This window comes from Microbacterium sp. UBA3486 (assembly GCF_002377845.1).
GTDB lineage: Bacteria > Actinomycetota > Actinomycetes > Actinomycetales > Microbacteriaceae > Microbacterium > Microbacterium maritypicum_A.
This window is the reverse complement of the sequence record NZ_DFQP01000039.1, coordinates 124,338-135,616: the sequence shown is the minus strand read 5'-3', so window position 1 is coordinate 135,616 and position 11,279 is coordinate 124,338. Positions and strand designations below refer to the sequence as shown.

Sequence of the window (11,279 nt, the reverse complement as noted above, 5' to 3'; positions counted from 1 at the left end):
CCTTCTCCCCCCAAGGGGGAAGGGGGACTGGGGGCCAAAAAGAAAACGGGGGGGGGGGGGGGGGCCCCGCCCCCCCCCCCCCCGCGGTCAGCTCTTGTGACGCGGCTTGCGGTACGGCTTCTCGTCACGCGTGTCGCGCGCCGGCCGATCATCGCGGTCCCGACGCTCGAAACGGTCACCCCGGCCGCCGGCCTCCCGAGGGCCGCCGGTGCGGCGTGCGCCCCCGGGACCGCGGTCGGGCTTGATCTCGATCAGGCGTCCCGAGATGCGCGTGTCGCGCAGCTTCTCGAGGACAGACGGATCCAGGTTCGATGGCAGCTCGACCGTCGAGAAGTCTGGACGGATGTTGATCGCACCGAAGTCGTCGCGTCCCAGACCGCCCTCGTTGGCGAGGGCCCCGACGATCTGGCGGGGTTCGACACGGTGACGTCGTCCGACCTCGATGCGGTAGGCGGTGTAGTCGCCACGCCCGCGTCGTTCCGTACGCGGCTCACGAGCATCGCGTCCCGTGCGCTCGCGCGGGGGACGGTTGTCTGCTTCGACCGCCTTGGTGAGCGGATCGTTGGCGGGGTCGAGCAGTAGCGGCTTGTCACCCTGCGCCACGACAGCCAGAGCGGCGGCCACATCACCCTCAGGGACATCATGGTGACGCACGTAGTGCGCCACGATGTCGCGGAACGCCTCGATGCGCCCGGTCTCCGACAGCGCCGTGGTGATCGCGTCGTCGAAGCGGTTCAGACGCGTGGTGTTCACATCTTCCGTGCTCGGGAGCTGCATCTGGGCCGGCTGCTGACGCGTCGCCTTCTCGATGTGCTTCAGGAGGTAGCGCTCGCGCGGGGTGATGAAGCTGATCGCGTCGCCCGATCGTCCGGCGCGGCCCGTGCGACCGATGCGGTGCACATAGGACTCGGTGTCGGTGGGGATGTCGAAGTTGACGACGTGACTGATGCGCTCGACGTCGAGTCCTCGCGCGGCCACATCGGTCGCGACCAGGATGTCGAGCTTGCCGTCCTTGAGCTGGTTCACGCTGCGCTCACGCTGCACCTGAGGCACGTCGCCGTTGATGGCTGCGGCCGAGTAGCCACGGGCGCGCAGCTTCTCCGCCAGGGTCTCGGTCTCGTTCTTCGTACGGACGAAGACGATCATTCCGTCGAAGTTCTCGACCTCGAGGATCCGGGTGAGCGCATCGACCTTCTGCGCGTACGACACGACGAGGTAGCGCTGCGTGATGTTGGTGCCGGTCGCGGTCTTCGACTTGATGCTGATCTCTTCGGGGTCTCGCAGGTACTTCTGGGCGAGACGGCGGATCTGCGGCGGCATCGTCGCGGAGAACAGCGCGACCTGCTTCTCCTCGGGTGTCTGCGCGAGGATCTGCTCCACGTCTTCGGCGAAGCCCATCTTCAGCATCTCGTCGGCCTCGTCGAGCACGAGGTACTGCAGCTGAGACAGGTCGAGCGTGCCCTTGGCGAGGTGGTCCATGATGCGGCCCGGCGTGCCGACGATCACGTGGACGCCGCGCCGCAGAGCCGACAGCTGCACGCCGTAGCCCTGCCCGCCGTAGACGGGGAGCACGTGCACGCCCTTCATCTTGGAGGCGTACGACTCGAACGCCTCGCAGACCTGGAGCGCGAGCTCACGGGTGGGTGCGAGCACGAGGGCCTGCGGGGTCTTCTGGGAGACATCGAGGCGTTCGAGCACGGGGAGGGCGAAGGCCGCGGTCTTCCCGGTACCGGTCTGCGCCATGCCGACGACATCGCGCCCAGCCAGGAGCGTCGGGATGGTGGCCGCCTGGATGGGCGACGGCGTCTCATAGCCGAGGTCTTTGATGGCTTTGAGGACGGGCCCGGTGATGCCGAGCTCCTCGAATCCAGGGGTCGCGGGAGATTCGTCGGGGGCGTCGGTCAGCACTGCATCTTCAGGGGTCACTTCCCAAGGGTAGCGCGCTGCGGCGTCCGCCGCCTGTGAGGGCGTCCTCAGGCGCCGGTGTTCAGCGCCACGAGCTTCTCCTTGACCTGGCGCCGGAGCACCTTACCGATCAGCGACTTCGGGAGTTCGTCCACCACGAAGATGCGGCGGGGGACCTTGTAGGGGGTGAGGATGCTGCGCGCGAACTCACGAACGGCCTCGACGTCCACGTCGGTTCCCTGATCGATGACGATCGCGGCGACGACCTCTTCACCGGAGTGCTCGCTCGGCAGACCGATGACCGCGGCATCCGCGACCTGCGGGTGCTGGCGCAGGGCGTTCTCCACCTCGGTGGGTGCGACGTTGAAGCCGCCCGTGATGATGAGCTCCTTGATGCGATCGACGATGCGAACGAAGCCGGCCTCGTCGATCGTGACGATGTCGCCGGTGCGGTACCAGCCGTCGACGAAGACCGCCTCCGTCTCCTCCGGCTTGCCGTAGTACCCCGAGAACACCTGCGGCCCGCGCACGACGAGTTCCCCGGCAGAGCCCGACGGCACGTCCTCACCAGGGTTCTCCGGATCCACCACGCGGCATTCGGTTCCGGGCAGGGGAAGCCCGACGGTTCCGGGAACGCGGTTGTCCGCCACCGGGTTCGCCATCAGGACAGGGGAGCACTCGCTCAGCCCGTAGCCTTCGACGAGATATCCGTGGGTGGCCTCCTCGAAGGGGACGACCAGTTCATGTGGCAGCGCCATTGCGCCGGAGATCGCGACCTCGATGCCCTCCAGCGACACGCCCTTCGCCTTGGCCGCGGCGAGAAGGCGGTCGGCTATGGGCGGTACCAGCGGCAGGAACGTGGCGGGGTGCTTCTTGACGACGTCGAGCACGAGGTCGGGATCGAACTTGGGGAAGAGCACGAGTCGAGCCCCCATCGACATCGCGAACGTCAGACAGAGCGTGAGTCCGTAAGCGTGGAACATGGGAAGGACCGCGTACACGACGCAACCGTTGCCGCGTCGGATCGACGGCACCCAGGCCTGCGACTGAGCGGCGTTCGCCAGCAGGTTGCGGTGTGTGAGCGCCGCCCCCTTCGGCGTTCCGGTCGTTCCGGAGGTGTATTGGATGATCGCCAGATCGTCGGTTCCCGGCTTCGGGTGCGTCTCCGGCAGAGGGTCGGAAGCGACCAGCGTGTCCCAGACGACCGTGCCGCGCACCTTGGCCGTGAGGGCAGCGCGGGAGTCGCGAGCCTTCGCGACGGGGAGACGCAGGGCGAAGCGCGTGAGGAACGGCATGGCGCGCGTCACGTCGACGGAGATGAGGTTCGTCACGGCGAGGTCCGCCGGGAACTCCTGCACGGTGGAGACGACCTTGTTCCACACGATCGCGTGTTTCGCTCCATGGTCCTCGAACTGCTTGCGCAGCTCACGAGGCGTGTATAGCGGGTTGTGCTCGACGACGACGGCGCCGAGTCGCAGCACCGCGTAGAAGGCCACGATGTGCTGCGGGCAGTTCGGCAGCACGATGGCCACAGGATCGCCGGCGCGGACGCCGAGATCCCGCAGCCCTGTCGCCGCGCGGTCGATCGCTGCTTGCAGCTGTGCGTATGTCGTCTCACGCCCGAAGAATTGCAGCGCGGGGGCATCGGGGTAGTCCCGCGCCGACGCGGCGACGATGTCGACGAGTGATCCGTCGACCGGGGCGAGGTCTTCCGGGACGCCTGCGGCGTAGCTGGCGACCCACGGGCGAGGAGGCTGGAACGTGCTCACCCGCCCAGCATATGTCGAGCTGCTCGTCGGGCATGGGACCGGGGAGCGCGCCAACTAGACTGGGGGAGTGTCTGAAATCACCCCTGAACTCGTGCGCCACCTCGGTGTGCTCGCACGCATCCAGCTGAACGACGACGAGGTGTCGAGGCTCACGGGCCAGCTCGACGCCATCGTCGACAACATCGCGAAGGTGTCGGAAGTCGCGACCGCCGACGTCGTGGCGACGAGTCACCCGATTCCGTTGAGCAACGTCTTCCGACCCGACGTGGTCGGCGAGACGCTCACGCACGAGCAGGTGCTTCAGAACGCCCCGGATGCCGCCGACGGCCGCTTCCGCGTGACCGCGATCCTGGGAGAAGAACAGTGAGCGACATCATCCGGCTGGATGCGGCTAACCTCGCCGCGAAGCTCGCCTCTCGTGAGGTGTCGAGCGTCGAGGCGACCCAGGCGCACCTCGATCGCATCGCCGCCGTGGACGGCGACGTCCACGCCTTCCTCCACATCAACGAGGGAGCGCTCGAGGCCGCAGCGGCCATCGACGCCCGTCGCGCTGCCGGCGAGGCCCTCGGACCGCTCGCAGGCGTTCCTCTCGCGATCAAGGACGTGCTCGTCACGACCGACCAGCCGACGACCAGCGGGTCGCGCATCCTCGAGGGATACCGCTCGCCTTACGATGCGACCGTCGTCGCACGCTCGCGCGATGCGGGACTCATCCCGCTCGGCAAGACGAACATGGACGAATTCGCCATGGGGTCGTCTACCGAGCACTCGGCATACGGCCCCACGCACAACCCCTGGGACCTCGACCGTATCCCCGGTGGCTCCGGTGGAGGTTCGGCCGCAGCGGTGGCCGCCTTCGAGGCACCGCTCGCGCTCGGTTCCGACACCGGCGGCTCGATCCGTCAGCCCGCCCACGTGACCGGCACGGTCGGCGTCAAGCCGACGTACGGCGGCGTGAGCCGCTACGGTGCGATCGCCCTCGCCTCCAGCCTCGACCAGGTCGGTCCGGTCTCGCGGACCGTGCTCGACTCCGGCCTGCTGCACGATGCGATCGGCGGTCATGACCCTAAGGACTCGACGTCGCTGCGCGATGCATGGCCTTCGTTCGCGGAGGCGGCTCGCGAGGGTGCGCGCGGAGACGTGCTCAAGGGTCTCAAGGTCGGCGTGATCCGCGAGCTGCCGGACAGCGGCTTCCAGCCCGGTGTCGCAGCCTCCTTCCGCAGCGCGCTCGCGCTGATGGAGGCGCAGGGCGCGGAGATCGTCGAGATCGGCGCTCCGCACTTCGAGTACGGCGTGGCTGCGTACTACCTGATCCTCCCCGCAGAGGCCTCCAGCAACCTGGCGAAGTTCGACTCGGTGCGCTTCGGTCTGCGGGTGACGCCCGACGGAAACCCGACGGTCGAGGACGTCATGTCCGCAACCCGTGACGCCGGCTTCGGTGACGAGGTCAAGCGCCGCATCATCCTCGGAACGTACGCACTGTCGGCCGGTTACTACGACGCCTACTATGGCAGCGCGCAGAAGGTCCGCACACTCATCCAGCAGGACTTCGCCAACGCCTTCGCCGAGGTCGACGTCATCGCGACGCCGTCGGCGCCCACCACCGCCTTCAAGCTCGGCGAGAAGATCGACGACCCGCTGCAGATGTACCTCAACGACATCACCACGATTCCGGTGAACCTCGCCGGCGTTCCCGGTATCTCCATCCCCAGCGGTCTGGCCGATGACGACGGACTCCCCGTCGGCATCCAATTCATCGCCCCGGCACGGGAGGATGCACGTCTCTACAAGGTCGGCGCCGCGCTCGAGACGCTGCTGGTCGACTCCTGGGGTGCGCCGCTGCTCACCCGCGCACCGCAGCTCGCAGGAGGGAAGCGCTGATGGCCACCGCCAAGCTCATGGACTTCGACAAGGCGCTCGAGCTGTTCGAGCCGGTCCTCGGATTCGAGGTGCACGTCGAGCTCAACACCAACACGAAGATGTTCTCCGATGCGCCGAACCCGGCCAACGAGACCTTCCACGCCGCGGAGCCGAACACGCTGATCGCGCCCGTCGACCTCGGTCTGCCGGGGTCACTTCCGGTCGTGAACGAGACCGCCATCCGTTCGTCGATCAGCCTGGGTCTCGCTCTCGGATGCTCGATCGCGGAATCGAGCCGGTTCGCGCGGAAGAACTATTTCTACCCGGATCTCGGCAAGAACTACCAGATCTCGCAGTACGACGAGCCGATCGCCTATGACGGTTCGGTCGAGGTCGAGCTCGAGGACGGGACACTCATCACGATCCCGATCGAGCGCGCTCACATGGAGGAGGACGCCGGAAAGCTCACCCACATGGGTGGGGCGACCGGACGCATCCAGGGTGCCGAGTACTCGCTCGTCGACTACAACCGTGCGGGCGTGCCACTGGTGGAGATCGTGACGAACATCATCTACGGCACCGAGCACCGCGCACCGGAGGTCGCCAAGGCCTACGTGCAGGCGATCCGTGACATCGTCCGTGGTCTCGGAATCTCCGAGGCCCGGTTGGAACGCGGAAACCTGCGCTGCGACGCCAACGTCTCTCTGCGTCCGCGTGGCACCGACAAGCTCGGCACCCGCACCGAGACGAAGAACGTCAACTCCATGCGTTCGGTCGAGCGGGCCGTGAAGTACGAGATCCAGCGCCAGGCGCAGATCCTCGCCGATGGCGGCACGATCACGCAGGAGACGCGGCACTGGCACGAGGACACCGGTACGACATCGCCGGGTCGTCCGAAGTCGGACGCCGACGACTACCGCTACTTCCCGGAGCCCGACCTGCTGCCCGTGGAGCCGGCCGCCGAGCTGATCGAGGAGCTGCGCGCGGCTCTTCCCGAGCAGCCTGTCGCCCGCCGTCGTCGCCTGATGACGGAGTGGGGCTTCACCGACCTGGAGTTCCAGGACGTGCGCAACGGAGGCCTGCTCGAAGTGGTCGAGGCGACCATCGCCGCCGGTGCGGCACCTGCGACCGCCCGCAAGTGGTGGACGGGGGAGATCTCCCGTCTCGCGAACGCGCAGGAGAAGGAAGCCACCGAGCTGATCAGCCCGGAGAACGTCGCCGCACTGCAGCAGCTGGTCGACGCGGGCACGCTCACCGACAAGCTCGCCCGCCAGGTGCTCGAAGGCGTCATCGCGGGGGAAGGCACTCCGCAGGAGGTCGTCGACGCCCGTGGCCTCGCCGTGGTGTCGGACGACGGCGCGCTGATCGCTGCGATCGACGAGGCTCTCGCGGCCCAGCCGGATGTGATGGCGAAGATCAAGGACGGCAAGGTCCAGGCCGCCGGCGCTGTCATCGGCGCCGTCATGAAGGCCATGAAGGGCCAGGCGGACGCGGCGCGCGTCCGTGAACTCATCCTCGAGCGCGCTGCCCAGTAGCGCGTGGCCCCGGGCCTCCTGTCGGAGGCCCGGGGGAGAATGGTCGTATGGGACACGGTGACGGCACGGGACGGATCGTCTCCGCCTCCGACGCCGACGACACCGGGACGCGCATCCTCCATGTCGACATGGACGCGTTCTACGCGGCTGTCGAGGTCCTCGACGATCCCACGCTCCGGGGGCTTCCGCTGATCATCGGCGCACCGGACGGCCGCTCGGTCGTCTCGAGTGCCTCTTACGAGGCCCGCCGATACGGCGTACGCGCAGCGATGCCGGTATCGCAGGCGCTGCGCCTGTGTCCCTCCGCGCGCATCGTGCCGCCGCACTTCCATCGATATCAGGAGGTCTCCCGGCAGGTGATGGCGATCTTCGAATCGTTCACCCCGCTCGTCGAGCCGTTGTCGGTCGACGAGGCGTTCCTCGATGTGCAGGGCGTGCGACGGCTCTGGGGCAGCCCTGCACACATCGCAGAGCTCATCCGGGGTCGTGTGCTCGATGAGGTCGGCATCACCTGCAGTGTCGGGGTCGCGGCCACCAAGCACGTCGCCAAGATGGCATCGACGATCTCCAAGCCCGACGGCATGCTCGTCGTCGCCGCGAAGGACACGCTCGAGTTCCTCGCGCCACGTCCGGTCCGCGCGATGTGGGGCGTCGGGCCGAAGGCTGCCGAGGCGCTGGAGGCACGCGGTATCCGTACCGTGAGAGATGTGCGCGAGGCTCCGCGCGAGATGATCGAGCGTGCGGTCGGCCCCGCCCTGGGCGCGCGCCTCGCTCAGCTCGCGATGGGTGAGGATGCGCGCGCCGTCGACACGGTGCGCGTGGAGAAGAGCATCGGTCATGAGGAGACCTTCGATACGGATATCCTCGATCGTCCGTTCCTCCGCGCGGAGCTCCTGCGGCTCGCTGACCGTGTCGCCGCACGTCTCCGCCGCGCCGAGTGGGAGACGTCGACCGTCGCCATCAAGATCCGTTTCGACGACTTCCGCACCCTGAGTCGCTCTCAGACGCTGAGCGAGCCCACCGCGGTCGGGCAGCGCATCGGCGAGGCTGCGCAGGCTCTGTTCGAGCAGATCGACCGACGCGATCCCGTGCGTCTGGTCGGCGTCAGAGCCGAGAACCTGCGTCCGGCCGGCGGCGGCGGTCTCGGGCTGTGGGACGACGACGAGGACTGGCGCAGAGTCGAGGGGGCAGTCGACGAGGCCATGGCCAGGTTCGGCACAGCGACGATCAGCCGCGCGCGACACATCGGCCGCGGGGACGGCCGCGGTGCCGCCCAACATCCGAAGGCCCACGGCCTGGATTGATCGCACGCGCGCGCGGTTCCTCGACTAGCGTGGGGGTATGCCGAACATTGCACTGGAACTCGGAAAGCAAGCTGCGTCCTTCGGCGTGAAGAGCGCGTACGGGGAGCCGCAGGATGTCGACGGTGTGAGTATCACTCCGGTGGCATTCACCTACTCGGGCTTCGGCGGAGGCAGCGGAGACGGTGGCGAGGGTGGTGGCGGTGGCGGTGTCTCCGTCCCGGTCGGGGTCTACGTGCGTCGCGAGGAAGGTCTGCGCTTCGAGCCGAACATCGTCACGTTGCTCGTCGTCGCCGTGCCGTTCGTCTGGGTCGCCGGACGGGCGCTCACTCGCATCATCCGTGCCCTCAAGAAGTGACGATCCGGTCGCTGCCGCGCTGGAGCAGGCCGCGACGCTGATCGAGCGGGATGTCCGTGCCGTCGCCGCCGCGAACCCCGTCGTGCTCATCGATGGCGGCAGCGGTGCGGGGAAGTCGTCCCTCGCCTCCCTGTTGGTGCGTCGCTGGCCCGTGGTCGGTCACGTACAGCTCATCGCGTTGGATTCCATCTACCCGGGCTGGGACGGCCTCGATGAAGGCGTTGAGCGCGCCCTCGACTGGATCCTCCGTCCGCACGGCCGCGGGTATCTCGGCACCTGGCGGCGATGGGACTGGGAGGACCGCACCGAGGCGGAGAGCCACGCCGTCGACCCGGCCCTCGGAGTCATCATCGAGGGCAGCGGGATCCTCCGCCCCTCGACCGCCGCCCTCGCCGATGTCAGGGTGTGGGTGGAGTCGGCGGAGGCATCGAGGAAGGCGCGTGCCCTGGCACGCGATGGGGACGCCTATCGGCCGCACTGGGACCGTTGGGCGGCACAGGAACGCCGACACATCGAGCGGGACGACCCTCGATCCCTCGCTACGAGAATCGTCGAGGTTCCTTAGACCTTCCGGCCCTCATCCGCTTCGTCTGCAGCCTGGATGAGAAGTTCCAAACGGTATCCGAGCCAGTCGTACACATCGTGACGCCCATCCGTGGCGGTCTGTTGGTCGGTCGTGATCCCGAGCCGCGTGGCTATGACGAGGCGAATAGCCGTGAGCGTTCGGAGCCAAGCGTCGACGTCCTCCACGGGCACGGTCATCTCCCGCGTCCGCAGCGCTTCTGCCTCGGCGAGGTCGTCACCGGTGACGTCTCCGAGAGACCCACGTGTCCGGCGCGCATCGGCGAGCCGTCGATCGAGGAGATCATCCCTCGTGCTTTCGGCGAACTCGGCGGCGGAGTCCGCATCGTCGGGGTAGGGAGTCGGCGTCAATCGGTCGATGGCGGGGTCCCCGACCTCCCGCGAAGTCGCGAGGAGCTCGATGAAGTCGTCCACGAGCTTCGCGAGGTGGAGCTTCTCGATCCGGGTGATCGTGACGATGACGGCGTCCCTGGTCACTGTGAGGCCTTCCTGACCGTGGCCCACAGGCCGTAGTCATGCATGGCCTGCGCGTGGACCTCCATGGTCTCGCGTGGCCCCGTCGCCACGATGGCGTGTCCGTCGTGGTGCACGGCGAGCATCAGCGTCGTCGCGTGGTCGAGCGAGTATCCGAAATACGTTCGGAAGACGCGGACCACGTAGCTCATCAGATTGACGGGGTCGTTCCAGACGACCACCTGCCACGGCTCCAGGGGAGCGGCGCTCAGATCGGTCGCCTCATCGAGATCGGGAACTGCGGCGGGGATCGTCATGCCCAACCCATCTCATGCAGCTGCTCGTCGTCGATGCCATAGAAATGCGCGATCTCATGCACCAACGTGGTGTGGATCTCGTCGCGGAGCTCTTGCTCGTTCTCGCATTGGGCCAGGTGCGGCTCGCGATAGACCACGATGCGATCGGGCAACTCGCCCATCCCGTACTGGGTCCGATCGGTCAGCGCCAGCCCGTCGTAGAGGCCGAGCAGATCGAGGCTGCCGTCCTCCGGCCGATCCTCCACCACGAACACGACGTTCTCCAACCCTTCGACCATGTCGTCGGGCAACTGGTCGAGCTCATCGATCACGAGCTCTTCGAAGGCGGCGGCATCCATGTCCATCCCCCTCAGCCTAGGGCCCGAGGGAGGTCAGTGCAGGAGAACGAGGATCGCGGCCACCGCGATGAACAGGGCGCCGAACACGGTGTTGAGGATGCGCTGTCCACGTGCGGTTCGCGTGAGTCGACGGAACGGACGTGCGGCTGCAGCGAAGAATCCCCACATCACGATCACGTCGACGACGATCACGGTGACGATGAGCGTGAGGTATTGGGGCAGCGGAGGCTCGTCCAACCTGACGAACTGCGGAATGAACGCGAGGAAGAACACGATCGCCTTCGGGTTCAGGAGATTGACCCAGAAGCCGCGGCGGATCATCGACCAGTGGCTCTCGCGGCTGTCTACCGGCAGGGGATCGTCGTCGACCACGACCGCGGGCTTCGCGAGGATGAGGCGGATCCCGAGGAACACCAGGTAGGCGGCCCCGGCATAGCGGATGCCGTTGAACAGCACTTCCGAACGTGACACCAGGAGTCCGACACCGGCAGCCACGATCGCGACATGGACGATCAACGCGATCTGCTGGCCGACGATGCCCCAGATCGAGCGCCGCCAGCCCTGGTTCATCGCATTCGACATCGTATTGATCGCACCGGCGCCGGGGGTGAAGCTGATCACGACGGACGCGGTCAGCAACGAGAACCAGACCGCGAGTGACACGTCGTCAGTCTAGGGCGTCGGGGGAGGGGTACCAGCCGCGCGTAGACGCGAAGAAGGCCCGAATCTCGCGATTCGGGCCTTCTTCAGTGGGGTGAGTAACGGGACTCGAACCCGCGACATCCGGCACCACAAGCCAGCGCTCTACCAGCTGAGCTATACCCACCATGTGCCTGCCGGAGCAGGCAACCATACGAGTCT

General features: G+C 67.3%; 12 protein-coding genes and 1 tRNA gene. 6 read left to right on the top strand and 7 right to left on the bottom strand.

Features of this window, described 5'->3' with window-relative positions:
* Nucleotides 1-87 precede the first annotated feature (87 nt).
* Both B2869_RS05475 and B2869_RS05470 read right to left on the bottom strand, forming a co-directional pair.
* Complete coding sequence (locus B2869_RS05475; RefSeq protein ID WP_021200498.1) at nucleotides 88-1,908, bottom strand: DEAD/DEAH box helicase; 1,821 nt, start codon at nucleotides 1,906-1,908, stop codon at nucleotides 88-90.
* 65 nt (nucleotides 1,909-1,973) lie between these two features.
* Entirely contained in the window at nucleotides 1,974-3,674 is a 1,701-nt protein-coding gene (locus B2869_RS05470; protein WP_292763514.1) for a long-chain-fatty-acid--CoA ligase, read from the bottom strand.
* Nucleotides 3,675-3,741: 67 nt separating this feature from the next.
* Here B2869_RS05470 and gatC point away from each other — a divergent pair, with 67 nt between their 5' ends.
* From gatC to B2869_RS05440, 6 genes are read left to right on the top strand one after another with little or no spacing between them, the layout of a single operon-like run.
* Complete coding sequence (gene gatC, locus B2869_RS05465; protein ID WP_029265429.1) at nucleotides 3,742-4,041, top strand: Asp-tRNA(Asn)/Glu-tRNA(Gln) amidotransferase subunit GatC; 300 nt, start codon at nucleotides 3,742-3,744, stop codon at nucleotides 4,039-4,041.
* Entirely contained in the window at nucleotides 4,038-5,555 is a 1,518-nt protein-coding gene (gatA, locus tag B2869_RS05460) for an Asp-tRNA(Asn)/Glu-tRNA(Gln) amidotransferase subunit GatA (RefSeq protein ID WP_292763509.1), read from the top strand. The genes gatC and gatA overlap by 4 nt, the downstream gene beginning before the upstream one ends.
* Nucleotides 5,555-7,069, top strand: a complete 1,515-nt coding sequence (gene gatB, locus B2869_RS05455; RefSeq protein ID WP_292763507.1) for an Asp-tRNA(Asn)/Glu-tRNA(Gln) amidotransferase subunit GatB — start codon at nucleotides 5,555-5,557, stop codon at nucleotides 7,067-7,069. The genes gatA and gatB overlap by 1 nt, the downstream gene beginning before the upstream one ends.
* A 47-nt stretch (nucleotides 7,070-7,116) precedes the next feature.
* On the top strand, nucleotides 7,117-8,373 hold the full coding sequence (gene dinB / locus B2869_RS05450) for a DNA polymerase IV (RefSeq protein ID WP_136024863.1): 1,257 nt from the start codon (nucleotides 7,117-7,119) through the stop codon (nucleotides 8,371-8,373).
* A 37-nt stretch (nucleotides 8,374-8,410) separates the two neighbouring features.
* Nucleotides 8,411-8,728 (top strand): hypothetical protein, encoded by a 318-nt coding sequence (locus tag B2869_RS05445; protein ID WP_021200504.1) that lies wholly within the window; start codon nucleotides 8,411-8,413, stop codon nucleotides 8,726-8,728.
* The gene (locus B2869_RS05440) at nucleotides 8,712-9,293 is read left to right on the top strand and encodes a hypothetical protein (protein ID WP_292763504.1); all 582 of its coding nucleotides are present in this window, start codon (nucleotides 8,712-8,714) and stop codon (nucleotides 9,291-9,293) included. The genes B2869_RS05445 and B2869_RS05440 overlap by 17 nt, the downstream gene beginning before the upstream one ends.
* Here B2869_RS05440 and B2869_RS05435 read toward each other — a convergent pair.
* The 5 genes from B2869_RS05435 to B2869_RS05415 all read right to left on the bottom strand — a co-directional run bounded on the left by B2869_RS05435 (nucleotide 9,290) and on the right by B2869_RS05415 (nucleotide 11,244).
* Entirely contained in the window at nucleotides 9,290-9,787 is a 498-nt protein-coding gene (locus B2869_RS05435; protein WP_292763502.1) for a DUF2017 family protein, read from the bottom strand. The two genes, B2869_RS05440 and B2869_RS05435, sit on opposite strands and share 4 nt — an antisense overlap.
* Nucleotides 9,784-10,080 (bottom strand): ATP-dependent Clp protease adapter ClpS, encoded by a 297-nt coding sequence (gene clpS, locus B2869_RS05430; RefSeq protein WP_021200507.1) that lies wholly within the window; start codon nucleotides 10,078-10,080, stop codon nucleotides 9,784-9,786. Before clpS ends, B2869_RS05435 begins: the two co-directional genes overlap by 4 nt.
* Nucleotides 10,077-10,424 carry a metallopeptidase family protein gene (locus B2869_RS05425; protein WP_029265421.1) on the bottom strand — a complete coding sequence of 116 codons (348 nt, stop codon included), beginning with the start codon at nucleotides 10,422-10,424 and terminating at the stop codon, nucleotides 10,077-10,079. Before B2869_RS05425 ends, clpS begins: the two co-directional genes overlap by 4 nt.
* 27 nt (nucleotides 10,425-10,451) lie before the next feature.
* Complete coding sequence (locus B2869_RS05420; protein ID WP_136024867.1) at nucleotides 10,452-11,081, bottom strand: LysE family transporter; 630 nt, start codon at nucleotides 11,079-11,081, stop codon at nucleotides 10,452-10,454.
* Nucleotides 11,082-11,168: 87 nt separating this feature from the next.
* Nucleotides 11,169-11,244 (bottom strand) — tRNA-His (locus B2869_RS05415).
* Between the last annotated feature and the right edge of the window lie 35 nt (nucleotides 11,245-11,279).

Excerpts from the sequence above, each read along its gene's own strand:
- gatB (WP_292763507.1), top strand. The coding sequence starts at position 5,555 with ATGGCCACCGCCAAGCTCATGGACTTCGACAAGGCGCTCGAGCTGTTC.
- dinB (WP_136024863.1), top strand. The coding sequence starts at position 7,117 with ATGGGACACGGTGACGGCACGGGACGGATCGTCTCCGCCTCCGACGCC.
- B2869_RS05445 (WP_021200504.1), top strand. The coding sequence starts at position 8,411 with ATGCCGAACATTGCACTGGAACTCGGAAAGCAAGCTGCGTCCTTCGGC.
- clpS (WP_021200507.1), bottom strand. The coding sequence starts at position 10,080 with ATGACGATCCCCGCCGCAGTTCCCGATCTCGATGAGGCGACCGATCTG.
- B2869_RS05425 (WP_029265421.1), bottom strand. The coding sequence starts at position 10,424 with ATGGACATGGATGCCGCCGCCTTCGAAGAGCTCGTGATCGATGAGCTC.